Below are 22,913 nucleotides of genomic sequence, written 5' to 3'. Positions count from 1 at the left end.
CGCCACGCCGGCCGGATCCTTTCGGAAGCGAATATCGGAATTCGCTGGCGAACAAATCATTCCGGCTTCGCCAGGCCATCCACACATTCGCCTGGAAAACGGATCGCTCCACCACAGCTGCCCACAATCGGGGGCGCAGCGATCGCGGAAGGAGAAGGCAATGTCGGAAGAAAAAACCGAGAAGCCGACCGAGAAGAAACTGCGGGATGCGCGCAAGGACGGGGAAGTTCCGGTCAGCCCGGACGTCACTGCAGCGGCGGTGCTCTTCGGCGCGTTATTGGTGATGAAATCGGCCGGCGATTACTTCTCCGATCACATGCGCGCATTGATGACGATCGGCTTCGATTTTTCAGAACATACACGCGATGCAGCGGCCATCAACCGCGCACTCGGCCATATCGGCATCCAGGGATTGCTGTTGATGCTGCCGTTCCTGGCTGCCTGCCTGTTGGCTGGTATGGCGGGCGGTGCGTTCCAGACTGGCCTGAATGCCTCGCTCAAGCCGGTGGCGCCCAAGTTCGATTCCCTCAATCCCGCAACCGGGGTCAAGAAACTCTTTTCGTTGCGAAGCCTCATCAACTTGCTGAAGTTGATCATCAAGGCCATCTTGATCGGCGTAGTGCTGTGGGTCGGTATCCGCGCCCTCATGCCGATGATCATTGGGCTTGCCTACGAGACACCGCTTGATGTTGCGCAAATTGCCTGGCGCACCCTGGGCATGCTCTTCGCACTGGGCGTGCTGCTGTTCGTCCTGGTCGGCGCTGCAGACTGGAGCGTGCAGCGCTGGCTGTTCATCCGCGACAAGCGAATGAGCAAGGACGAGCAGAAGCGCGAATTCAAGGAAAGCGAGGGCGACCCCGAAATCAAGGGCAAGCGCAAGGAATTCGCCAAGGAGCTGGTCTTCGGCGACCCGCGCGAGCGCGTGGCCAAGGCCAAGGTGATGGTGGTCAACCCGACCCATTACGCAGTGGCGCTGGCCTACGAGCCCGACGACTTCGGCTTGCCGCAGGTCGTTGCCAAGGGCGTGGACGACGGCGCACTGGAACTGCGCGCCTTCGCGCATAACCAGGGCATTCCGATCGTTGCCAATCCGCCACTGGCGCGTGCGCTGTATCAGGTTGAATTGGGCGATGCAATCCCCGAGCCACTGTTCGAAACGGTTGCGGTGGTGTTGCGCTGGGTCGATGAACTCGGTCGCGACCACGGCGACGGCGATGGAGCCCTGCCATGCTAGGAGACCGCGTGCGAGCGACAAGGTATTTCGCTTATAGCGGCGAAGTGGCGATCGCCGCCCTGGTGGTGGCGGTCATCGGGCTGATGATCCTGCCGCTGCCAACGCCCATGATCGATACGTTGCTGGGCATCAACATCACCCTGAGCGTGGTGCTGTTGATGGTCACGATGTATGTGCCCGACTCGATCTCGCTCTCGTCGTTTCCTTCCCTGCTGCTGTTCACCACGCTACTGCGGCTGTCCTTGAATATCGCCTCGACGAAGTCGATCCTGCTGCATGCCGAGGCGGGCCATATCATCGAGAGCTTCGGCGAGCTGGTGGTCGGCGGCAATCTGGTGGTGGGCCTGGTGGTTTTCTTGATCATCACCACCGTGCAGTTCATCGTGATCGCAAAGGGTTCCGAACGCGTTGCCGAGGTCGGTGCGCGCTTCACGTTGGACGCAATGCCCGGCAAGCAGATGAGTATCGATGCCGACCTGCGTGGCGGCAACCTGACCGCAGATGAGGCACGCCGCAAACGCGCGCGGCTGGCCATGGAAAGCCAACTGCACGGCGGCATGGATGGCGCCATGAAATTCGTCAAGGGTGATGCGATCGCCGGCCTGGTGATTACCATGGTCAACATCCTGGCCGGTATCGTGGTCGGCGTGACGTACCACGGCATGACGGCCGGCGACGCCGCCAACCGCTTTGCGATCCTGTCGGTAGGCGATGCGATGGTGTCGCAGATCGCCTCACTGCTGATATCGGTGGCCGCCGGCGTCATGATCACCCGCGTGGCCAACGAGAACGAGACCAGGCTCAGCTCGCTCGGGCTCGATATCGGCCGTCAGCTCACCAGCAATGCGCGGGCCCTGATGGCAGCGAGCGTGCTGCTGGCCTGCTTTGCGTTCGTCCCCGGCTTTCCCGCCGTGCTGTTCCTGCTGCTGGCAGCGGCCGTCGGCGCCGGCGGCTATACGATCTGGCGCAAGCAACGCGACATCAGCGGCACCGATCAGCGCAAGTTGCCTTCGGCGAGCCGTAAAGGTGCCAAAGGCGAGGCGCCACATATCCGCAAAAACGCCCCGGATTTCGCCTCCCCTTTGTCGATGCGGCTGTCGCCGCAGCTGGCCGCTCTGCTCGACCCCGCGCGGCTGGATCAGGCGATCGAAAGTGAGCGGCGGCAATTGGTCGAATTGCTGGGCTTGCCGTTTCCCGGGATCGCGATATGGCAGACCGAGTCGCTGCAAGGCATGCAATACGAAGTGTTGATTCACGATGTCCCCGAGACACGCGCCGAACTGGAGAACACCGACGACATGCAGGCCGCACTGGCCCGGCAGGCCATCGCGCCCCTGCATGCACGGGCGCACTTGTTCGTCGGCATCCAGGAGACGCAGTGGATGCTGGAGCAGGTGGCCGTGGACTACCCCGGGCTGGTTGCGGAAGTCAACAAGGCGATGCCCGCCCAGCGCATAGCCGATGTGTTGCGGCGCCTTCTGGAAGAAAGGATTCCGGTGCGCAATATCAAGAGCATTCTGGAAAGTCTGGTGGTCTGGGGGCCGAAGGAAAAGGATCTTCTGATGTTGACCGAGTATGTGCGCTGCGACCTGGGCCGTTATCTGGCGCATACCGCAACCGCAGGCACCGGGCAGCTGCCAGCGGTAATGCTCGACCATGCTGTCGAACAACTGATCAGGCAATCGATTCGCGCGACCGCGGCCGGCAATTTCCTGGCACTTCCGCCCGAGCAGGCGAACCAGCTTGTCGAACAGGTGGAACGCATCGTCGGCGACCATGAGCAGCATCCGCTGGCGGTGGTCGCGTCGATGGACGTGCGCAGATATGTGCGCCGCATGATCGAAGCACGGCTGACCTGGCTGCAGGTCTATTCGTTCCAGGAGCTGGGTTCGGAGGTGCAGCTGCAGCCGATCGGTAGAGTGGTGGTGTGATGCGCAAGCCGCCCCTCCGCCATGTGCGCATCCTGCCGGTCAGCGGCGCACTGCAGCGGCCGGCGGCTCCAGCCACGCCGGCCCGGTCGGCGCTGCGCTCCAGCTTCCTGCAACTGCGCCAGCGCTTGCGCAGCGCACAGCTCGCGCTTCCCTGCATGGTGTTGCCACCGCAGTGCGACGAGGATCGGCCCCAGCCTGATGCCGAGGAGGGCTTCACCGACGCGCATGACAGCGTGCCCGTGCAAACCGACCCGCCCTTACGTATCGAGGTGACGAAACACCAAGAGCCGTCCCAAGGCAACGACGATGGCGCAGTGGGGCGACAGATTGCGACCGAGTGGATACGCACGCAACGCGCCCAAATGGCGATCGACCGTATCGCGCTGCGGGTGGCCGAGTTCTGCAATGCCCAACCGGTGCGCAGCGCAGGGAGCTGGGAAGCGTGGCTGGATATCGACCAAGAGGTCGTCGCACAAACGACGTTGTTTTTGCGGCTTTCGCCGGACCAGCTATCGCTTCGCTTCAATACCAGTTCGCCAGATGCGCGCGAGGTACTTTGGTGCGGAAGGCAGCGCCTGGAGGCTGCACTGACGTCCACGCTGAGTAGCACGCTCCAGATCAGCATCGAGGTTGTCTAACGCGGCACTGGCGACAGAAAGCCATTTGGAGGAACTCCATCTTGCTAACCGAGCAGAGCCAGACTCCACCGGCACGTGCACTCTCTCAGGCGTTGACGCGCGTTGCTGCCGAGCGCGCCCAGCTGGGCAGAGTGTTCGGCGACCCACGCGCAGCACGCCAATGCGGCTTTGCCACGCATTGCCGTCGCATCTCGCCCAACGATGCGGCCCGCCTGCGCCTGCAGCTGGATGCCGGCCAGATGGATTTGCGGATTGCCGCGCGCGACGGCCTGGCCCTGCTATTGAACGAGGACGACGACGCACTACGCGTTTCGATCGCGGGAATGCTGCTGGCCGATCGCCTGGGCGCATTTGCGCCGCTCGGCCTGGGCGCTGCCGAGGTGATTGCCTTCGAGCGCGATGCAGAGCCAGACGACTGCCACGGCATCGGCATGACACTGGGCGATCTCGATGCCGTTGCGCTGACGGCGAGCGCGTCGCTGCTGGCCACGTTGCAGGCCGCAGTCGGCGGACTTGCGCCGCCCGCGCAGCTGCCAGCCTGGCTGGCTGCACTGCGCGTCAACACGCGCCTGCGCATCGGCGGGCGCACCGCATCGGCGGCATTGCTGCAGTCGCTGCGGCCTGGCGATGTCTTGCTGCATTGCACGGCCTCGGCTGCGGTGACCAGCGGCGATGTGCTCTGGGGTATCGCCGGAGGCGCGGTATTGCGCGCGCCGGTGCGCTTGAACCTGCAACAGATGATCCTGGAGGCCAGCCCCACCATGCAGCACGATACGTTTGAGCCGGAAGTCGCGCCGTCCACCAGCAACGTGGCAGAACTGGAACTGCCGGTGCAGCTGGAAGTGGATCAACTTGCGCTGTCTCTATCGACCTTGTCGGGTTTACAGCCCGGGCAGATCCTGGAGTTGTCGGTGCCGGTCGATCAAGCCGACATCCGCCTGGTCGTTTACGGCCAGACCATCGGCACCGGCAGGCTGCTGGCAGTTGGCGAACATCTGGGTGTGCAGATCCTCAGCATGTCGGAGAGCACGCATGCAGATGCCTGACGTCGGCTCGCTGCTGCTGGTGGTCATCATGCTGGGCTTGCTGCCCTTCGCAGCGATGGTGGTCACCTCCTACACCAAGATCGTGGTCGTGCTCGGCCTGCTGCGCAATGCGATCGGGGTACAGCAGGTGCCGCCCAACATGGTCCTCAATGGCGTTGCATTGCTGGTGTCGTGCTTTGTGATGGCCCCGGTGGGCATGGAGGCGTTCAAGGCCGCACAGAACTACGGCGCCGGGTCGGATAACAGCCGCGTGGTGGTGCTGCTCGACGCCTGCCGCGAGCCGTTTCGGCAGTTCCTCCTCAAACACACACGCGAGCGCGAAAAGGCGTTTTTCATGCGTTCTGCACAGCAGATCTGGCCCAAGGACAAAGCCGCCACGCTCAAGTCGGACGACTTGCTGGTCTTGGCACCGGCATTCACGCTCAGCGAATTGACCGAAGCCTTCCGTATCGGGTTTCTGTTGTATCTGGTGTTTATCGTCATCGACCTGGTGGTGGCCAACGCGCTGATGGCGATGGGCCTTTCACAGGTCACACCGACCAATGTGGCGATCCCGTTCAAGCTGCTGTTGTTTGTCGCCATGGACGGCTGGTCGATGCTGATTCACGGCCTGGTTCTGAGCTATCGGTGACGCCATGGACCATGACGATCTAGTGCGATTCACCTCCGAAGCCTTGCTGCTCTGCCTCAAGGTGTCCTTGCCGGTGGTCGGTGTCGCCGCGTTGGCCGGGCTGCTGATCGCCTTCGTCCAGGCGGTGATGTCGCTGCAGGATGCATCGATCTCGTTCGCGCTCAAGCTGGTGGTGGTGGTGGCCGCCATTGCCGTGACGGCGCCGTGGGGTGCCTCGGCCATCATGCAGTTCGGCCAGGCATTGATGCAGGCGGCGTTCCCATGATCCGTCGCATCTCGCCCGGCACCTTGCGGCCCTCGGTTTCCATCGAGCATGGCGGCTCGCATCACCATGGCGATCATCATGCCGATGCGGCAGGCACCAGCGCGGGGTCGCCTACCGACATTGCGGCACGAGCACCGCGTCTGCGCCCTGCTCCACCGCGCAGGCGACGCCGCGGGATCCGGTCGCTGGACGGCCAGGAGGATGAATTCGACGCCAACGAGCAGGAAGAGATCGAAGCCAAACGCGAGTGCGCACTGCGCGGACGGGTGAGCGTGGCGATCACGCCGGCCCAGAGCCGGGAGCATGGCCAGGGCGACCAGCACGGCGGTGACCGCAGCACGCATACCGACGATCCGCAGGCCGGTCCATGGCACAGCGCCGCTCCAGCGCAATTGAGCGACAGCATCCGCACGTGCATCGACGCGATTGTCGATCGCTACGTGACCAGGCGCGACGCCGATCCAGTGGCCAAGCGCCACGCGCTGGCTGCTGCGCTTGTCGAGCTGCGCGCCGTCGGCGTTTCGCATCCTGCCGTCGCCCCCTTGACCGCAACGATCTGGAGATTGATGCGCGAGCATCTACGCGCGTACGACAAGGCCACTGCGGCGGAAAACCTGCTGGCCTTGCGGACCCGATTACTGGAGTTGATGCCATCGGAGTTGGAGCCGGTGCCAGCGCTACGCAATTTTCATCTCCTGCTTCCACTGATCCTGCTGAATGCGGAAAAACCGCGCAGACGCATCGACCGTACACATGCCATCACACGTCTGAACACACTGCTGATTGAGCAACCACAACCGGCGGCTCAGGAGGTTCGCCCATGACCATGCAGCTTCGCGTACTGACAGGAACCCACGCAGGCGCACGATTAGATTTGGCGCAAGGTCGCTACACCCTGGGGAGCGATCCACAAACCGATATCCGAATAGACGATTGGCCTGGTTGCTCACTCATTATCGAGGTAGACCAAGATGGTCAGATCCGCTATAGCAGCGACACGGTGCAAGAAACGTTCTTTGTTGCATTTCAGCCGGTCCGCTTCGGCCCGCTGGTGCTATGCGTTGGCGATGCTGCTGCCGATTGGCCGGACGATGTGGCGCTGCTGGAGCGGCTGCTTTCCCCAGCACCGCCGCCGGCGCCGCGCACGTCCAGGCGCAAAGTCTTGCGTACTGCGGTGGGCGCCGTGCTAGCGCTTGCCGCCGCAGCGTTGCTCCCCTCGTTGCAGCCGGCGTTTCTGTCCGATGCGGCCACCCGGCAGCATCCGGAAAATACCCTCAATCAGGCCAAAGCCTTATTGAAGCAGCTGGGCTTCCGCGAAGCGCACGCAGAACAGGTCGGCACGCGCGTGCTGATCGAAGGCCTGGTCCCCAGCAGCGCCGATGCCGCACGCTTGCGTGCGCAGGTGCATCGCTATCACCCAGGCGTTGCCGTCAACGTGGCGGTGGTGGACGAGGTCGTGGCGACGCTGCGCGACACCCTGGCCGACCCCGCCCTCACCGTCCGTTACGAGGGCAATGGCGTTTTCTCGGTTTCCGGCAGCAGCGACTACGCAGAACGCGCAAGCCGCCGGATTGCCGACGTCCGCAGCGACCTGGGCCCGGAGGTCCGCGCGCTGCACGTAGAGATCAGCCAGCAAGACCCGTCCATCAAACCACCGGACAATTACGACGCGGCATTGCTCGCCGATGGCCTGCACTATGTCGAAACGCCGGATGGCACCAAGCACATGACATCCCTGCCGCAGCAAGCGGCGCAATGAGAGATCACACCATGTTCGATGCAATGACCGATGCGGTCACTCAGGATATGAGCAAGATTCTGCAGACCAAGGCGATGGATCTGTCCGGCGAGCGGCTGCGCAACGTGGAGACGGCGCTGGATGCCACTGCGCAACAGATTCGCGTGCACTGGTCTGCAGCGAGCGACCAGGTCGCGCGCAACGACTTCAACGTCTTGTATGACGGCATCACGGCCGCGCGCAACATCGTCGCGCACATCGCAAGCATGCCGTAAATCGATTTCTTGGTCGCTCGGACCAAGTAAAACGCGCCGATAGGCGCACCATTACATGCTCACTACGAAGGAGTACTGGTATGCAAATTTTTCCTGAAGTAAGCTCGTGGAGGTCCCGTGTTGGCCAAGGCATGGATGGCTTCACCGGTGGTTTGTCCAATGGAATTTCCGGCGCTGCTGCACTCTCTGGTGCAAACGGCCAGATGGATTCGCTACTCGGCGACATGGCAGCCTCGGACGAGGCTCAGAAGTCCATGAACAACAAGATCACGATGCTCAAAAACGATCTGGACTTCAACGTGGCACTCAACAAGTTCATCGGCAAGGCGGGCGACAACGCTAAGCAGCTCGTTGGCCAGTAATGGGCTCGGGCATGCGCAGGGCTTGTAGGGGGTCCTGTGCATGTCTCTCCAGAGATGAGCAGCGCGCGATTCGAAACCATCGTTCGACAGATGTGCGAGGCACTGGACTTGCCGGATGTGGAGTCGGTGCTGAATCGGCGTGTGCTTTGGGTGGAGGGCTTTGAGGTCTATCTGCACCTGCCGACCCCACAGCCCGAAGACGACGTAAAGGAAGAAGCACTGTATCTGCGCATCGCCTACGGGTTACCACCTGCCGGGCGGACATTGACCGTTTTCAGGCTTCTGCTCGAAGCCAATCTCTCGGTGTATGCGCAGGACCAAGCACAGCTTGGACTGAACGATGACGGCGTTATCGTGCTGATTGTGCGGGTACCGCTGGACGACGACGTGGATGGGGCGTGGATCTGCGATCTGCTTGCCCACTACGCCGAGCATGGCCGCTACTGGAACAACAATATCTTCGTGGCGCACGACGAGATGTTCGAAGGAATCGCGACGGGCAACTATCTGTGGTTACGCGCCTGATACAGGCTTGTTGGCAGCTTGCCGAAGCCTCAATCACGGCCGCAGCGGCGCCCATTCGCCATGGCACAGCAACCTAGCTTGCCGGCCAACTCCACCGGCCTGGCACTCCTCTGCCCGATGGCGCCGGTGGCGCTGAGTGAAACCCACTTGCCATGTCGAAGCCTGACACGCCTGCATCTGCGCTGGCTTGCTCCCCGATATAGGTTTGGCGGGAGATCGCAGGTCTGTCGTGCCGGCTCACCGCGATGGCCTACACTGCACAGAACAAAGGCAGGCGCAGACGCATGGTCTACACCGTGCACATCCGCGACGGCAGCTGTTGCACCGGTGCTGTTGGCGCTGACGAGGGACACGACCACTTTGCCGGCGAGTTCTTTCCGGTGTTTGACGTGCGCGTCAAGTTCGACGCGTTCCGGAGCGACGGCGCCATCGAGTCGCAGATGCAATGCCTGCCTCGTGCAGTGAGCGACCTGCGCAGGTCGAGGCATGAGGCCGTGGTGTTCCATCATTGCTGGTAATGGCTAAGCTGCCAGACACCACCAAGCCACAGACGCGACGACAGCGACGTCTGTGGCGGCGGTGTACAACACTCCTGAGTATCAACGCGGCAGCTGAGCGCTCATGCTCGCCCGCTCTGCCACTGGCGAAGTGCTTCGCTGTCATGCAGTGCACGCTTGAGCGTTTGCAGCTGGCCATCCAGCGCCTGCGTGGCCGCGTCGCGGGGGACGCCGCTAAAGGTTTGACTCCACCCCTCGCGCAGTGCAGTGCGTACCGCATCGATGGTCGCGATCGAAACGGACTGCGTGCCGATCTCCGTACGCAATGTCTGCAGCGCAGTACGCAGTGTCTGGCCAAGCGGCCCAGGGCCAGGCGCGGCGCGCATCCCCTCCTCCATGGCACGCTCTGCCTCGGCAGGTGTCGGCCCCGAGAGCCTGGCGATCGCCTGGTCCACGGGCTCGGCCAGGGCCTCGAGGGTTCGTTCGATGGTGCGTTGATGCTCGGCTGCAAGCGCGGCACGCTCGTTGTCCAGGCGCGCCGCCTGGGAGGTATTGGCGCCGTTCTTGGCCTTGAGCGCATTCCAGAACGTATCGTTGAACACGGTTTGCACGGCCTGCTGCACGACCACAGCCGTGGAATTGACGGCTTCGCCAGCAACACGGATGTGGCTCCCCCCACGCAACGGCGCTGTGATGATGCGCCCGGCCCCCATCGAGCCGAAGCTGGCCATGACGTTGCTCAGCATGTGGCGGGTCAACAGGTCGCGTGCCGTGGTGGCGACGGCGTTTGCGCTGTTGAAGCCCTGCCTTGCCAACGCCAACGCTTCCTTTCCGGTGTCCAGCAAATAGCTAGGCGGGAAATGCACGGCGTCGGACCATTGTGCAGGCCGGCGCGCTTTGTCGGGCAACGCCAACGCAAACAGGTTCAGCCGTTGCTCTCCGCCAACCAGATCCGGGACACGCATTTGGCCGGTCCGTGCCACGGCTTTGCCTGTTTCCAGCAGTGCCTTCTGCACGACCCCGGCGCCGCCAATGGCCAGCGCGCTCAACCCCCACTGGCCGACAGGCGTCAGTAAGCCCGGTTCACCACCAGTCCGGCGCGCGGCGTTGAACCCTGCGTTGATCACTGGCTTGAGCAACAAGGTATCCAGTGACTTGTCGTCCAGGGTCGATTGGCGCTGCGTGATGCCCAGGCGGCGGTCGTAGGTCTGCGCCTTGAGGTCGGCAAGCGTCGGCGCATTGTTCTCGCCCGGACGCGTGAAGCGCTTGCCCTCGGCAGTGATTTCCAGAATGACCGGTGGTGGATCGGGCACCAGGATTTTGGGGTCGATGGCCTGAAACCTCGGCAGGTTGGAAACGCGCGCGCGCCGGTCCATTGCCGGGATCAACAACGTATCGCTGGTATAGGACGCAGACCCCGCCGCGACACCTGCAACCATCGCCGTACTCAGCTCCTCCGCGTCGGCCGGGCGCCGGGACGCATAGGCCGCACCCGTGGCAAGACCGACCGGATTACGCATCGCACCGATAATGAACGACCGTAGGCATTCGTAGGCAATCGGCAATGCCGCTTTCGTGCCCGCTGTCTTCATGTCACCGACAGCCTGGTATCCGGCATCCGGCCCAAAGGCATTGATGCGTTCCTGCACGCGCGCGTCAGCCCATTCCAGATAGCTGGCCTGCAGGGCCGTCTGCTCTTCCGAGGGCGCAGCAAATGGCAGAGCGTCCAGACGGGCACGTAGCTGCGCTTTCACCTCGGCGGCCGCCGCCGTGCTGCGTTCGGCATAGGTCGCCGCGGCGGCAGGCACATCCGGTGTGTCGATTTCCCGGGCAGGGGACACGACCTGCGCGGTGTAAAACGTTGCGTCCGACGCTTGCGACGACTGCGACGAGTCGGACCGATGCGAGCCGCCGAGCATGGCCCCTTCTTCATCTGCATGAGGACTGGCGCGACCGGCCAATGATGCGCGACGACCACGCAGCGCCGCGCTGGAAGAGGCCAGGCCCGCAAGCGGGCCAGTGGGTGCGCGTTCTTCCCGCGGGGCAGCAACGTCTTCGGCCTGCGTTGGTTGGACGGGAGGATGCGAGGCTGCGCCGCGACTGGCAGCGGTGCCGATATCGCTGGAGAGTTTCATGAGGCCACCTCCTTGGCCGTATCGACCTGCGTCGCCAGCGCGTCCAGCACGACGCGGGCAACCACCTGCCCACGGTCCAGTGCAGCGGCCACCTCTTCAGGCGTGCGCACCAGCAACAGCGGGCAAACGCAGAGCAAGCCGAGATCCGACAGCGTGAGCCGCCAGCCATACTCGGTCAGCAGTTGCTCCTGCAGCGACAGCAGCATCACCACCTCCTCGCCTCCAAGCTCGCGTGCCGCCAGGGGCAAGATCACTTCCGGGAAGGCCATCAATGCGTCTGGCTGCCCCTGCGTGTGGACGCGGCACAGCATGCCGGCAGGGCCCAGAATGGTCTCGCCTTCGCCGAGCCGCTGCGCAAGCTCACCAGGTAGCCCAAGGCATGCGCTCAGGCCGATAAAAAAAGCGGTATTCGCTGTTTGTTGATTGTGCGATTCCAACGTCATCTGAAGTACTCCGTGAGGAAATTCGATGGGTTGCTACGCGCCAGCAGCGCGCGGCACATTGTCTTGCCCACAAATGCGCGCCCAAGCGAAGTGGGGCGAACCACCTGCGCCATACACGAAGTGGGGTGCCGGTAAATTGCCCAACCAAAACCTGCGCCACACCTTAATAAAACGGACACAATCGGATGACAGCGCCCCTGACCTGGCGAAGGAACCAAGACTGATAAGTGCGCCTGCAGGCACCGCCGGCAATTTCGCGTCCAGGCGGGTCTACTGACGCAAGCGAATTACCGAGATATTAACTAACTGCGCACTTCATCCTGCGCACTTCATCCGTGTCAGCTCCAGCGTTGGCCAGCGCGTTGATTCGGTGCAAGCCCCACTTGGCGACCCAGATGATCCCAACACGTTTCATGGCCGTGATTCTAGGCTCCAGCCGGGCAATAAAAGAAATGTCATGCAACCAGGTTCCATGACATTCCCTGGTTTCTCAGCAAATCCAGGGCTGCAGTCAGAACAGCCCTCACAATTCCAAAACTGAGGGGTTCGGCCGCCGCGTGACGGAACGCTGGTGATCGCTGCACACGCCGCCGGAACACCGCGATGATCTGCATCTCCAAGCACGTATCGTAGCGATGTACATGAGTGCGCCGGCCCACAGCAGGAACGATCGCCGCTCAACTATCGGCGCCAAGCAGCACCGGCAGGCAACGCATCGACGGGCCGATTTTTGCGCTTTTTTCGCCAAAATAGTTCGTCGGCCAGGGTGCACCTTGCGCAGATTGGCAACATACGTCTACACCGCATGGGCGCATCCGTGCGGCCGTATAAGAATCAACTTATACGAAGGTGCTCTGCCAATTCTGTCATTCGCGAGGCCGCCTCTATGTCGCTCAACACGCTTTCTACCGGGAGCAACCCCAGCCAACTGCTGGGCACCTCTTTCAACGAGTCGTCTTCATCGGAGCTGCTTGGGTCCGATTCGTCCAAGGACGGCTCGGATCTGCCATCGACGATGGACGACATCTTCCTGCTGATCTACCAGTTGCTGGCAGCCCTCCAAACCAACACGCCAACGAGTACATCAAGCAATGCGTCGGCCGATGCACCGGCAAACACGCCAAGCGGCGATGCCAGCACCCCGTCCTCCGCATCGGACGATCAAGCCACCCAGCCGATCGAAAAGCGCACCTCCTGGCCATCGCTGGGCTACGACTTCGACCCCAAGCACATCAAGGGGAAGGATGCGCCGCCGGCGCTGGAAGGTTCGACGGTGACCTGGAACGATGGGACGCTGACCAAGTCGGAGCTTCAGATCGTTTCGACGCTGAATGCGCACAAGGACCAGATGCCGCTCGAGTACAAGAATCTCGACGACAAGATCAACGACCCTTCCACGCCCGCCGACCTGAAGGCTGCATTGCAGGGCCTGAAACAGGACCCGCGCTTGTTCTTTGCGATCGGTTCCCAGGGAGACGGCAAGTGCGGCGGCAAGATCAGCGCGCAGGATCTTTGGGACTTCTCTGATTCACATCCGCAGGTCAAGGAACTGGGCGGGAAGAACGACGAGTTCAACCCCAAGAATATCAAGGGATCCAACCCGCCGCCGCCGGCGGAGGGCTCGACGGTCACCTGGAACGAGGGCCAGCTCAATCAATCCGAACTGGAGATTGTTTCGGTTCTGGATCGGCACAAGGACCAGGTCGACTCGCTGTCCTTCGATCAGCTGGACGCCAAGATCAACGACCCGTCGACGCAGCCTGACTTGAAGAAAGCGCTGCAAGGATTGCAGAAGGATCCGCGGTTGTTCTTTGCCATCGGCTCGCAGAAGGACGGCAAGTGCGGCGGCAAGATCAAGGCGCAGGACCTCACAGACTTCTCGTACTACCATCCGCAGATTGCCGAATACAACGACAAGCAGGCAAAGAGCTACACGCAGAACTACATCGCATCCGATAGCCCCGACAAAACCAAGGCGTCGGTCATGACCAAAAGCGATGCCCTGCGCGAGTTGTATCGCTATTCCGACTATCTGCCCGGCAACCTGAGCGAGGACGAATTCGCCAAGATCGTCGATGGCGACAGCAAGACCGGCAAGTGCCCGCCGCAGGTGATCGCGGCTGCTCAATATTTTCGCGATCATCCGGACGAGTGGAAGGAATTTGCAGGGGATTCGGGCTCGATGAGCACGCCGGATTTCCTGCAGAAATCCACCTCCGAGATGCACCTGACCGCGGACGAGCAGAAGACGCTGGACACCATCAACAGTCATCAGGACGCGTTCTACGGCGACGGCAAGGAAATCACGCGCGACAAGCTCGACGCGATCTCCAAGGACGACAAGGCCGACCCGGCCGTCAAGCAGGCCGCGACGCAGTTGTTGGCCGACCCGCTGCTGTTCGGCTTGTTGAACAACTCCATCACCGGCTACAAGAAGCCCCATCACTTCTTCGGCGGCGGCCATGTCGTCGATTCGGGCAAGATCAGCCAGGACGATTTCCGGCAGTTCTATGACCACATGAGTGCAGCCAACAAGACCGTGGACACGCCGGCCACGCACGAGGCGAGCTCGCCCGATCAGCAAAAGGCTGTCGCGGACATGCTGGTGGGCAAGGACGATCCGCCGGCGATCAAGAAGCCCAAAAAGGATGTCGGCACGTTCCAACAGGGCCTGCACGAGTTCCTCAAGTGGGACAGCAAGATCCTGGACTGGATGTCCGTGGGGCTCAGCGCATTGAACGGGATCCCCATCATCGGCGAAATTGCCGATGCGGCGTCGATTGCATTGGAGAGCGAGGCGCAGGCAGCGCAGGTGGTCGACACCGCGATTCAAGGTGGCGACATGTCGCTGGCCTTGAAGCTGGCCGGCATCAATATGGCCGGGGCGGTGGTTGGAGCGGTCGGCGGCCCCACGGCCAGAATCGGGGCCAAGGGCGTGGCCAAGGGCGTGGCCAAGGGAGTGGCCGAAGCCGCGGCCAAGGGAGCAGCCGAGGGCGCGGCCAAGGGAACTGCAAAGGGAACGGCAAAGGGCGTCGCCAAAGGTGGCGGTAAAACCGCCGCCGAACGGCCGAGCGCCGCTGAGTTCGCGAAAGGCTACGTGGGCGGCACCGCCATCAGTAAATCGGTTGAAATTCTCAAGACGCCCGTCCTGGCGGGCTTGCACTACGAAGAATATCAACTGGACAAGCAGAAAGACGGACAGATCCACCAGAAGCTGGAAAACGCCGGCGGTGTCCCGGTGGGTAAGCAGATTATCCCCAAAGGCATCGCCGACAACTTCGAGGGAGACCTGCGGCAGAATCTGCGCAATATCCGGATCCGTCGCAGATAATGCGCATGCCACAGCGAGGTTTCGTTTCGGCGTCTTGCCGCCGGCGTTGGTGCTCGAAGGCAAGCGTTGAGGCAACGCCGGTCGATGGGCCACGACGTGCGGCAGCATCGCGCTGATGCGTTGCGGTATCGCTCGGCGACCTTCGTATGAACGTGCCTCCAGGTGCCTGGAGGCACGTTCCGGCGCCGCTGCGCCATGCGCCTTGGCGAACAGGTGGCGGGATACCGGAAGCTCTCCCGCGAGCATCGACATCCTGGCAATGAAGACCGGCGATACACGTGGAGACTGCGTCGCAAACGATGCGGCGCGTCACCAGATCGATCGCCGGTTGCCATCGTGTGCATCGCGCCGACAGCCGATGACATCGAATGCCGAACAATCACCGCTGTCGGTGAGCAGGGATGCAGCACCGGCGCGCTTCTACAAAAACCGATTCGCCAGGCGATGCAGCCTCTTCGCGTTGATGCGGCGATGGCAGTCGCATCGCAGTAGCCTGCACGCTTGAACGCCGCAGCCAGCCGACCAAGCAGGGTGTATCTCCATGTTCAATGTCAATCGCCTACTCCGCTCTCGCCCGCGAACGGACAACGCCGATCAAGCGCCCGCGCAAGACAGTCCTTCACGGCAACCTTCGAACGCAGAGGGCTTGTTGAGCCCCCTGCTCGCGCGGCCGCGACGGCGCGAAAGCACGTCAGCGGCCGGCACGTCGACGCCTGGAAACCCAGTGCACAGGAGCCCTTTCCGTTCACCTCTGCGTCCGTCGGGCCAGCCGGCTGCACTTGCGGGTGCCTCTTCTGCGCCACCGCGCAGCATCGAGCACGACATCGATGATTGGCTTGCGCAAAGCCTACCGATGGCAGAGCGGGTTCGAACGGGCTACAACCTGCACGACGGGTCGAGAGATATGTCGCGGGAAGTACTGCAAAACGCCGCAGACGCCATCCGCCGTGCAGCGAGCCGCCGCAGCACCGAACTTGTCGTCGATTGCCTGCCTGCCACGACGCTACCTGACGCGATCGGCCGGCTCGACGCGCTACAGAAATTGACGCTGCTCCATACCGGGCTTCAGTCGCTGCCAGACAGCCTGGGGCAGCTGCGCCGGCTCCGCCATTTGCAGATCACTGGCGCGCCGGACCTGAAGACGCTGCCGCCCTCGTTGACGCGCCTGTCCAATCTCAGAACCCTTCAATTGGCGATGGTCCCGTTAGACGAATTACCCGCAGACCTTGGGCGCATGCAGGGTCTGCGCGGCCTCGCGCTAGGCCGCGGGCACTATGCGCGCCTGCCGGACAGCATCGTCGAACTGAGCCGGTTGAGCGAGTTGCGCGTGTCGCACTCGTCGCATTTTCGCCAGTTGCCTGAAAACATCGGCCTCATGCAGGGGCTCAGGTCACTGGAGGTGGCATCGAATTCCAAGCTGGAGCAGCTGCCAGGCAGCCTCACGCAGCTGCATCTGCTGGAAAAACTCGACCTGTCATCCAACCGCCGGCTGGCGCACTTGCCTGAGGACATCGGGCAACTGCGCGGCTTGACGGAACTGTCGCTGAGAAGTTGCGCTGCGCTGCAGCAGCTGCCGGACAGCGTGGGGGATCTGGCCCAGCTGCAACTGCTGGACCTGCGCGACACGGGCCTGCAGACTCTTCCACAGTCGCTGGCACGACTGCCCGCTCAATGCGATATCAAGGTGCCGGATCATCTGGCAGACCGATTGCTGCAGATCCGCGACCCGGAGCGGGCGCAGCGCCAGGCACAGCGCGCGGCACAGCGGCTGGCCGAGCGGAGACGACGCGCGCCCGTGCCGGCGGCGCAACAGGCCGGGTCGTCGTGGAACCGCGTCCCCGAGTTCACGCGCGTGTTGCGCAGTGTCGATGCCGACCTGGGCGAGCGTTTCGAGAAATGGACGCAAGGCCTGATGCAAAATGCCAGGATCTTCGGCGCATCCATCACATCGGCCGACATGCCCCTGCTGGACCAGGTGGTAGCCGAGGCCATTCGGTCACCCGAATTCCGCAGCAGCTTCGGCCAATTCTTGAGCGACCACACCATCAAGACGCTCAACCTGGATGGCATGACGCAAGTGGGTGGGCGCGGGCCCGCCGTGCGAGGAGACGCCAAAACCGCGTTTGCCGAGATGCTCAAGCACAAGCTCATGCACACGCAGGACCACCAGACCGCACTGGGCCTGCTGCTGGAAGCACTGAGGAATTCCGACCTGGGGCTGTCCAGGGAGACGCTGCTGCGCAGCAGGAATGAACTCACCGGGCGTGTGGAAATGTGGCCGCCACTGAAGGCCTACATCTCCATGCACGATGTGGAAGGAAAAGCGGCGCAGGATGCGGCGATCACGTGGGCGATGGCTCAGTTTGACGAAGCGCATGAGGGTGTCATCGGGGAAGCGGAGGCCAAGCAGGAGTCCGAGCAGGCGCAGGCCAACGCGAACCGCTTCATCGAGCGGCGGGCGCGTGTACTGCTCCAGGAATGGCACATCCATTAGACCCTGGCGCCCGGCGATGCCACTCCCGCAGTTGAGAATGGACAGGCATGCTGATGATGTTGATCGCAGAACCCGGCGGGTGTTTGCCCGCCGCGTCCATGCAGTCGTTATCGGCTGTGTGCAACCAGCCAAGCGGCAGCGGTCTGTTTGCTCGCGTCGCTCAAACTGCGGAAGCCACGCATATCCAGGACGCCGCGTTGGTCGCTGCCGTTGCAGCGTTCCATGAAGCCGCTTGACTGCATGGGGCATCCATCTTCTGCGTTGAGGGCAGGTGCGCCCATCTATGCCCGATCAGTGTGGATGCCAATGGCTCCGGGTGGACCGTTCGCTGTACAGGCAACAAAAAACCCCCGATCTCTCGAGGGTTTTTTTAAATCCCAGCACAAGCTCTGGAACTGAACTGGTGCGCCCGGAGGGATTCGAACCCCCGACCAATGGCTTCGGAAGCCACTACTCTATCCGGCTGAGCTACGAGCGCCTGGCCGCGCATTATGCCAGAACAGCCGGCGTGCGCGTGATGGGGCTGGGCGACACGCGACCTGGCCAGCCACTACGTCACTCCAGATGTGATGACACCGGCCTCTCGGCCCGGGCAGTCGCCGGGCGGCACCGGACGCCCAGGTTCAAGCGCACAGGGTCCAGACGTGCAGCGGTGTGGCCATCTCAAGCGGCCGTCGCAGAGGCAGCCTGCTCAACGTCCCACCTGACCGTCAGCTTGGGCACGCGCCTGAGCGCGGTCACTGCCGAGCCTGCGTGGCAGGCCGTATCACCTGCCGCAGCCCACCCGCACCAGCGCCCGGCCCTGGCCGCTCGCAACCTTGATCGCTGCGGCCAGCCGCACCCCATGACAGCCGGCCATCATGGATGGCAGGGCATTGCCAGGATTGCCGCCCGCACAGCGCCCACCCCGCGCCCACATGACCACGGCCGAGCCGCGCTGCTACCCTTTGCCGCATGAGCAAGCATGGTGTCGAACAACTGCCCGCAGCGCGCGCGCTGACGTGGCCGCAGCGATTGGGCCAGTACTGGAAGCTGGTCCGTGGCGACCGCCCGATCGGGAGCCTGCTGCTGCTCTGGCCCACCTGGTGGGCGTTGTGGCTGGCTGCCGATGGCCTGCCGCCGCTGTGGACGTTGTTCGTGTTCACTGCCGGGGTGTGGCTGACCCGCTCGGCCGGCTGCGTGATCAACGATTACGCCGACCGCTGGCTGGATCCGCACGTGGAGCGCACCAAATCGCGTCCGCTGGCCACCGGCGCGGTCTCCGGGCACGAGGCGCTGTGGGTCTTCGTGGTGCTGATGCTGGTGGCCTTCGCGCTGGTGCTCACGCTCAACTGGCTCACCGTGGCGCTGAGCGTGCCCGGCGTGTTCCTGGCCGCCAGCTACCCCTATCTCAAGCGCCATACCCACCTGCCGCAGGTCTATCTGGGCATGGCGTTCGGCTGGGGCATCCCGATGGCCTTCGCCGCCGTGCAAGGCCGCGTGCCGTTGCTGGGCTGGCTGCTGTATGCCGCCAACATCCTGTGGGCCACCGCCTACGACACCTGGTACGCCATGGTCGACCGCGACGACGATATCCGCATGGGCAGCAAATCCACCGCCATCCTGTTCGGCAGATTCGATCTGATTGCACAAGGCATCTTGTATGCGCTGATGGCCGCGACGCTGGTGCTGGTCGGCCTGCGCGCCGATCTCGGTGTGGCGTACTGGGCCGGTCTGGCCGTTGCGGCGCTGCTGGTCGCCTACGAATTCCGCATCGCCCGCCACCGCGAGCGTGGCCCCTGCTTCCGCGCCTTCCTGCACAACAACTGGGTCGGCCTGGCGATCTTCGTCGGCATCGCCGTGGCGGTGGCGGGGCGTTAGATTCGGGATTCGGGATTCGGGATTCGGGATTCGGGAATCGGGAATCGGGAATCGGGAATCCGTCGATTACAGACCAGATGTTGGGATGACGGGTTAGGGTTCGAAGCATGCGCGCATCTTTGACGGCTCTACTCCTCGTCTCGTCCTCCGCCGTCCACCCACCGAAGCCGCATCGCCATCCACCGCGCTGTCCTGTCAGGCAGCGAGCCCCTCTCCTGCGGGGGCGAAAAGACACGGCTTGCGCGCCACTGGCGCGCGTGTCTTGGAGCGCCCGCGCCGCAAGCGTGGGCCGGGGCGCAGAGCGGGGGTTGGGGTGAGGGTAAGGGCGAAGCCTCGCGCACCTGACGCCGGCAGGCCAGATCACGGCACCCGCGCGCAGACCCACGCATCCACCCGTTGAACACCCGCCTTGCGCAAGGCCTTCGCCGCGGCGTGGAGTGTCGCGCCGGTCGTCATCACGTCGTCCACCAAGGCCACATGCGCCGGCAAGGCGCCGCGGGCCTCGAAGGCATCGCGCAGATTGCGCTGCCGCTCGACCGCGTCCAGTTCGGATTGCGGTGCGGTTGCGCGAACGCGTCGCAGCAACGGCAGGCACGGCAGCTGCAGCGCGCGGCCCAGCGGTCGGGCCAGCTCCAGCGCCTGATCGTAACCGCGCTGGCGCAGGCGCTGCCGGTGCAGGCTTACCGGCACCAACGCCTGCGGGCGCGGCAGCCCCACGCAGCGCCGGGCCATCAGTTCGCTGAGCAGGCGGCCTGCCGCCAGGTCCTGATGGAACTTGAACCGCCGCAGCAGCCCATCCACCGGCCAGCGATAGGTAAAACAGGCATGCACCCGCTGCAGCGGTGATGGGTGCTGCAGGCACTGCCCGCATAGCGCCACCGCGTCGGAGACGAACAGTTGCGTGGCGCAGCACAGGCAGGCATGGCCGTGATCGGGCAAGGCGGCGCGGCATGCGGGGCATAGATCGCCATCGGGCGTGCCGGCCTCCGCGCAGACCAGGCACAGGCTCGGCAGCAACAGCCGCAGCACCCGCTGCGGCCATCTGTAAACCGATCGAACCTGATTGAAGTTGACAGCCTCTTCCATGCTCACCAGACTGCCTGGCTTCCAAGCCGCTGACTGTCAGGAAACTCCGATGTCTGTTGTCGTCCGCCATGACTGGGATCGCAAAGAGCTGCAGGCGCTGTTCGATTTGCCGTTCCCGGAGCTGCTGCACCGCGCGGCCAGCGTGCATCGCGCGCACTTCGACCCGGCGCAAGTGCAGGTGTCCACCCTGCTCTCGGTCAAGACCGGCGGTTGCCCGGAAGACTGTGCGTACTGCCCGCAGGCGCAGCGTTACGACACCGGCGTGAGCGCGCAGAAGCTCATGGAGACCGAAGAGGTCGTGGCCAAGGCGCGCCAGGCCAAGGCCGCCGGCGCCTCGCGCTTCTGCATGGGCGCGGCCTGGCGCTCGCCCAAGGAGCGCGACATCCCCAAGGTCGCGGCGATGATCCGCGAGGTCAAGGCCATGGGCCTGGAAACCTGCGCCACGCTCGGCATGCTCGACGCCGGCCAGGCGCGTGCGCTCAAGGATGCCGGGCTGGACTACTACAACCACAATCTGGACACCGCGCCGGATTATTACGACTCGATCATCCACACCCGCCAGTACCAGGACCGCCTGAACACGCTCGAGCATGTGCGCGATGTCGGCCTGAAGACCTGCTGCGGCGGCATCGTCGGCATGGGCGAAACCCGCGAACACCGCATTGGCCTGCTGCTGGCGCTGGCCACGCTGCCGGCGCATCCGGATTCGGTGCCGATCAACCAACTGGTGCAGGTACCCGGTACGCCGCTGCACGGCACCCAGCAGCTGGATCCGTTCGAGTTCGTGCGCATGATCGCCGTCGCCCGGATCGCCATGCCGAAATCGATGGTGCGCCTGTCCGCCGGCCGCGAGGCGATGAGCGACGAACTGCAGGCACTGTGCTTCCTGGCCGGTGCCAACTCGATTTTCTACGGCGAAAAACTGCTCACCACCGGCAACCCGGACACCGAGCGCGACCAGGCCCTGTTCCAGCGCCTGGGCCTGCGCCCGATGCAGATCACCGTGGATGCGGCCGAGCACGATCATCCCGGCACCGTCCATGCGGAGATCACCCGCAGCGCGGCCTGCGAGCACGCCGCCTGACCCGGCGCCGGGCGCCGGTCGTCGGTGGCGGCTGGGCGCCCCGAGCCCGGCACGCTACGCTAGCGGGCCTTCCCTGCCGTTGAACGCCCCCATGGCTCGCCCCGATCTGCACGAACGGATTTCGTCGCTGCGTAAATTGCGTGTGGCCCAGGAACGGGTGCGGGTGCGGCGACAGGTGGGGCGGCGCGATGGCGTGCGGCTGGAGATCGATGGCCGTTGGCTGACCGGTTTCTGTTCCAACGACTACCTGGGTCTGTCGCAACAGTTCGAAGTGGTCGCCGCGCTGCAGGATGCCGCTGCCCGCGATGGTGCCGGCGCCACCGCCTCGCATCTGATCTGCGGCCACCACACCGCGCACGAAACGCTCGAACGCGAAATCGCCGACTGGTTGGGTTATCCGTCGGCGTTGCTGTTCGGCAGCGGCTTCATCGCCAATCTGGCCGTGCAGCAAGCGTTACTCAGCGAAGAAGACGACGTCTGCGTGCAGGACCGGCTCAATCACGCCAGCCTGCTCGATGCCACGCGGCTGGCCGGTTGCCGGCTGCGGCGCTATCCGCACCTGGACGTGGAAGGCGCGATGCGCCAGCTCAAGGGCGCGCCCGAAGGCGCGGCGATGCTGGCCACCGACGGCGTTTTCAGCATGGATGGCGATGTCGCGCCGCTGCGCGCCTTGAGCCTGGTGGCACGCATGCAGCACGCGCTGTTCTATGTGGACGACGCGCACGGTGTCGGCGTGCTCGGTCCGCAGGGGCGCGGTTGCGTGGCCGATGCCGGGTTGGGCGTGGCCGAAGTGCCGTTGCAGTTGGTCACCCTGGGCAAGGCGCTCGGTGGCTACGGCGCGGTGGTGGTGGGCGAAGAGGCGTTGGTGCGCCATCTGGCCGAAACTGCGCGCCCCTACATCTACACCACTGCACTGCCGCCGGCGCAAGTGGCGGCCACCCTGGCGGCCGTGCGCCTGGCGCGTCGCGACGATTGGCGGCGTACGCGCCTGGTCGAATTGATCGGTGCGTTCCGCGATGGCGCGCGCAAGCACGGCTTCGAACTGATGGCCTCCGACACGCCGATCCAGCCGCTGCTATGCGGCGAGGAAGCAACCGTGATGGCGATGTCGGCTGCGCTCGAACACGCAGGTTTCATGGTTGGCGCCATTCGTCCGCCCACCGTGCCCGAAGGCAAGGCGCGCTTGCGCGTCACCTTGTCTGCGCTGCATACGCCGCAGCAGGTGCAGGCATTGATCGAGGCCATCGTGCAGGCGTGCGACGTGGTCAGTCGGCAGCCGCTGCGTGCCTCTGCCTGAGACACGCGGCAGTGCGTGGCTGGCCTGCATGCGAGCACGCG

At 63.8% G+C, this 22,913-nt stretch carries 21 protein-coding genes and 1 tRNA gene; 18 read left to right on the top strand and 4 right to left on the bottom strand.

The window, feature by feature from the left end; all coding sequences use genetic code 11:
- Window positions 1–160: 160 nt before the first annotated feature.
- From sctU to ACDH77_RS01910, 12 genes are all read left to right on the top strand, one after another.
- Window positions 161–1,234: a type III secretion system export apparatus subunit SctU gene (gene sctU, locus ACDH77_RS01965; RefSeq protein WP_031420803.1), complete on the top strand. Its 1,074-nt coding sequence runs from the start codon at window positions 161–163 to the stop codon at window positions 1,232–1,234.
- Window positions 1,228–3,165 (top strand): FHIPEP family type III secretion protein, encoded by a 1,938-nt coding sequence (locus ACDH77_RS01960; protein ID WP_372353698.1) that lies wholly within the window; start codon window positions 1,228–1,230, stop codon window positions 3,163–3,165. Before sctU ends, ACDH77_RS01960 begins: the two co-directional genes overlap by 7 nt.
- Complete coding sequence (gene sctP, locus ACDH77_RS01955) at window positions 3,165–3,803, top strand: type III secretion system protein SctP (protein ID WP_372353697.1); 639 nt, start codon at window positions 3,165–3,167, stop codon at window positions 3,801–3,803. Before ACDH77_RS01960 ends, sctP begins: the two co-directional genes overlap by 1 nt.
- Before the next feature lie 92 nt (window positions 3,804–3,895).
- Window positions 3,896–4,849, top strand: coding sequence for a type III secretion system cytoplasmic ring protein SctQ (sctQ, locus tag ACDH77_RS01950; RefSeq protein ID WP_372353881.1), 954 nt, complete (start codon window positions 3,896–3,898; stop codon window positions 4,847–4,849).
- The gene (gene sctR, locus ACDH77_RS01945) at window positions 4,836–5,480 is read left to right on the top strand and encodes a type III secretion system export apparatus subunit SctR (RefSeq protein WP_003485742.1); all 645 of its coding nucleotides are present in this window, start codon (window positions 4,836–4,838) and stop codon (window positions 5,478–5,480) included. The genes sctQ and sctR overlap by 14 nt, the downstream gene beginning before the upstream one ends.
- A gap of 4 nt (window positions 5,481–5,484) precedes the next feature.
- On the top strand, window positions 5,485–5,745 hold the full coding sequence (gene sctS / locus ACDH77_RS01940) for a type III secretion system export apparatus subunit SctS (RefSeq protein WP_008575435.1): 261 nt from the start codon (window positions 5,485–5,487) through the stop codon (window positions 5,743–5,745).
- Window positions 5,742–6,569 (top strand): 4-hydroxyphenylacetate catabolism regulator HpaA, encoded by an 828-nt coding sequence (locus ACDH77_RS01935; RefSeq protein WP_277573012.1) that lies wholly within the window; start codon window positions 5,742–5,744, stop codon window positions 6,567–6,569. Before sctS ends, ACDH77_RS01935 begins: the two co-directional genes overlap by 4 nt.
- The gene (gene hrpD5, locus ACDH77_RS01930; RefSeq protein ID WP_029818413.1) at window positions 6,566–7,504 is read left to right on the top strand and encodes an HrpD5 family protein; all 939 of its coding nucleotides are present in this window, start codon (window positions 6,566–6,568) and stop codon (window positions 7,502–7,504) included. The genes ACDH77_RS01935 and hrpD5 overlap by 4 nt, the downstream gene beginning before the upstream one ends.
- Before the next feature lie 11 nt (window positions 7,505–7,515).
- Complete coding sequence (gene hrpD6 / locus ACDH77_RS01925; protein ID WP_031420799.1) at window positions 7,516–7,758, top strand: HrpD6 family protein; 243 nt, start codon at window positions 7,516–7,518, stop codon at window positions 7,756–7,758.
- An 80-nt stretch (window positions 7,759–7,838) separates the two neighbouring features.
- Window positions 7,839–8,120 (top strand): HrpE family protein, encoded by a 282-nt coding sequence (gene hrpE / locus ACDH77_RS01920; RefSeq protein ID WP_139790233.1) that lies wholly within the window; start codon window positions 7,839–7,841, stop codon window positions 8,118–8,120.
- Between the two features lie 54 nt (window positions 8,121–8,174).
- Window positions 8,175–8,645: a CesT family type III secretion system chaperone gene (locus ACDH77_RS01915; RefSeq protein WP_008575425.1), complete on the top strand. Its 471-nt coding sequence runs from the start codon at window positions 8,175–8,177 to the stop codon at window positions 8,643–8,645.
- Window positions 8,646–8,929: 284 nt separating this feature from the next.
- Window positions 8,930–9,163 (top strand): hypothetical protein, encoded by a 234-nt coding sequence (locus ACDH77_RS01910; protein WP_150114869.1) that lies wholly within the window; start codon window positions 8,930–8,932, stop codon window positions 9,161–9,163.
- Window positions 9,164–9,264: 101 nt separating this feature from the next.
- Here ACDH77_RS01910 and xopF1 read toward each other — a convergent pair whose 3' ends face one another.
- A complete protein-coding gene (gene xopF1, locus ACDH77_RS01905) occupies window positions 9,265–11,277 on the bottom strand; it encodes a type III secretion system effector XopF1 (protein WP_338338634.1) in 2,013 nt (670 codons plus the stop codon).
- Window positions 11,274–11,720 (bottom strand): Hpa3 family type III secretion system protein, encoded by a 447-nt coding sequence (gene hap3, locus ACDH77_RS01900; RefSeq protein ID WP_081711028.1) that lies wholly within the window; start codon window positions 11,718–11,720, stop codon window positions 11,274–11,276. Before hap3 ends, xopF1 begins: the two co-directional genes overlap by 4 nt.
- An 886-nt stretch (window positions 11,721–12,606) precedes the next feature.
- On the opposite strand from hap3, the gene ACDH77_RS01895 reads away from it, so the two are divergent.
- The 3 genes from ACDH77_RS01895 (at window position 12,607) to ACDH77_RS01885 (ending at window position 17,781) form a co-directional block, all read left to right on the top strand.
- Window positions 12,607–15,051, top strand: coding sequence for an HrpF/NolX family T3SS translocon protein (locus tag ACDH77_RS01895; RefSeq protein ID WP_372353880.1), 2,445 nt, complete (start codon window positions 12,607–12,609; stop codon window positions 15,049–15,051).
- A 1,042-nt stretch (window positions 15,052–16,093) separates the two neighbouring features.
- Window positions 16,094–17,545, top strand: a complete 1,452-nt coding sequence (gene xopAE / locus ACDH77_RS01890; RefSeq protein WP_372353879.1) for a type III secretion system effector XopAE — start codon at window positions 16,094–16,096, stop codon at window positions 17,543–17,545.
- Between the two features lie 47 nt (window positions 17,546–17,592).
- Complete coding sequence (locus ACDH77_RS01885; protein WP_011346088.1) at window positions 17,593–17,781, top strand: hypothetical protein; 189 nt, start codon at window positions 17,593–17,595, stop codon at window positions 17,779–17,781.
- Window positions 17,782–17,946: 165 nt separating this feature from the next.
- Here the strand turns inward: ACDH77_RS01885 and ACDH77_RS01880 are convergent.
- Window positions 17,947–18,023, bottom strand: a tRNA-Arg gene (locus ACDH77_RS01880).
- A 476-nt stretch (window positions 18,024–18,499) separates the two neighbouring features.
- Between ACDH77_RS01880 and ubiA the strand changes: the two genes are divergently transcribed.
- Window positions 18,500–19,405, top strand: a complete 906-nt coding sequence (ubiA, locus tag ACDH77_RS01875; protein ID WP_008575414.1) for a 4-hydroxybenzoate octaprenyltransferase — start codon at window positions 18,500–18,502, stop codon at window positions 19,403–19,405.
- 360 nt (window positions 19,406–19,765) lie between these two features.
- Here the strand turns inward: ubiA and ACDH77_RS01870 are convergent, their stop codons facing one another.
- The gene (locus ACDH77_RS01870; protein ID WP_011346085.1) at window positions 19,766–20,491 is read right to left on the bottom strand and encodes a ComF family protein; all 726 of its coding nucleotides are present in this window, start codon (window positions 20,489–20,491) and stop codon (window positions 19,766–19,768) included.
- 49 nt (window positions 20,492–20,540) lie between these two features.
- On the opposite strand from ACDH77_RS01870, the gene bioB reads away from it, so the two are divergent.
- Together bioB and bioF are read left to right on the top strand one after the other, a co-directional pair.
- Window positions 20,541–21,575: a biotin synthase BioB gene (bioB, locus tag ACDH77_RS01865; RefSeq protein WP_022558035.1), complete on the top strand. Its 1,035-nt coding sequence runs from the start codon at window positions 20,541–20,543 to the stop codon at window positions 21,573–21,575.
- Window positions 21,499–22,872 (top strand): 8-amino-7-oxononanoate synthase, encoded by a 1,374-nt coding sequence (gene bioF / locus ACDH77_RS01860; RefSeq protein ID WP_372353696.1) that lies wholly within the window; start codon window positions 21,499–21,501, stop codon window positions 22,870–22,872. Before bioB ends, bioF begins: the two co-directional genes overlap by 77 nt.
- Window positions 22,873–22,913 lie beyond the last annotated feature (41 nt).

This window comes from Xanthomonas axonopodis pv. maculifoliigardeniae (assembly GCF_041519315.1).
In the GTDB taxonomy this organism is placed as follows: Bacteria; Pseudomonadota; Gammaproteobacteria; order Xanthomonadales; family Xanthomonadaceae; genus Xanthomonas; species Xanthomonas euvesicatoria.
The sequence above is the reverse complement of the archived record's forward strand: the minus strand, read 5'-3'. Positions and strand labels throughout refer to the sequence as shown.

What these genes read in the sequence shown, in the direction of transcription:
- sctU (WP_031420803.1), top strand. Translation starts at nt 161, where the DNA reads ATGTCGGAAGAAAAAACCGAGAAGCCGACCGAGAAGAAACTGCGGGAT.
- ACDH77_RS01960 (WP_372353698.1), top strand. Translation starts at nt 1,228, where the DNA reads ATGCTAGGAGACCGCGTGCGAGCGACAAGGTATTTCGCTTATAGCGGC.
- sctP (WP_372353697.1), top strand. Translation starts at nt 3,165, where the DNA reads ATGCGCAAGCCGCCCCTCCGCCATGTGCGCATCCTGCCGGTCAGCGGC.
- sctR (WP_003485742.1), top strand. Translation starts at nt 4,836, where the DNA reads ATGCAGATGCCTGACGTCGGCTCGCTGCTGCTGGTGGTCATCATGCTG.
- sctS (WP_008575435.1), top strand. Translation starts at nt 5,485, where the DNA reads ATGGACCATGACGATCTAGTGCGATTCACCTCCGAAGCCTTGCTGCTC.
- ACDH77_RS01935 (WP_277573012.1), top strand. Translation starts at nt 5,742, where the DNA reads ATGATCCGTCGCATCTCGCCCGGCACCTTGCGGCCCTCGGTTTCCATC.
- hrpD5 (WP_029818413.1), top strand. Translation starts at nt 6,566, where the DNA reads ATGACCATGCAGCTTCGCGTACTGACAGGAACCCACGCAGGCGCACGA.
- hrpD6 (WP_031420799.1), top strand. Translation starts at nt 7,516, where the DNA reads ATGTTCGATGCAATGACCGATGCGGTCACTCAGGATATGAGCAAGATT.
- hrpE (WP_139790233.1), top strand. Translation starts at nt 7,839, where the DNA reads ATGCAAATTTTTCCTGAAGTAAGCTCGTGGAGGTCCCGTGTTGGCCAA.
- ACDH77_RS01915 (WP_008575425.1), top strand. Translation starts at nt 8,175, where the DNA reads ATGAGCAGCGCGCGATTCGAAACCATCGTTCGACAGATGTGCGAGGCA.
- ACDH77_RS01910 (WP_150114869.1), top strand. Translation starts at nt 8,930, where the DNA reads ATGGTCTACACCGTGCACATCCGCGACGGCAGCTGTTGCACCGGTGCT.
- xopF1 (WP_338338634.1), bottom strand. Translation starts at nt 11,277, where the DNA reads ATGAAACTCTCCAGCGATATCGGCACCGCTGCCAGTCGCGGCGCAGCC.
- hap3 (WP_081711028.1), bottom strand. Translation starts at nt 11,720, where the DNA reads ATGACGTTGGAATCGCACAATCAACAAACAGCGAATACCGCTTTTTTT.
- ACDH77_RS01895 (WP_372353880.1), top strand. Translation starts at nt 12,607, where the DNA reads ATGTCGCTCAACACGCTTTCTACCGGGAGCAACCCCAGCCAACTGCTG.
- ACDH77_RS01885 (WP_011346088.1), top strand. Translation starts at nt 17,593, where the DNA reads ATGCTGATGATGTTGATCGCAGAACCCGGCGGGTGTTTGCCCGCCGCG.
- ubiA (WP_008575414.1), top strand. Translation starts at nt 18,500, where the DNA reads ATGAGCAAGCATGGTGTCGAACAACTGCCCGCAGCGCGCGCGCTGACG.
- ACDH77_RS01870 (WP_011346085.1), bottom strand. Translation starts at nt 20,491, where the DNA reads ATGGAAGAGGCTGTCAACTTCAATCAGGTTCGATCGGTTTACAGATGG.
- bioB (WP_022558035.1), top strand. Translation starts at nt 20,541, where the DNA reads ATGTCTGTTGTCGTCCGCCATGACTGGGATCGCAAAGAGCTGCAGGCG.
- bioF (WP_372353696.1), top strand. Translation starts at nt 21,499, where the DNA reads ATGCGGCCGAGCACGATCATCCCGGCACCGTCCATGCGGAGATCACCC.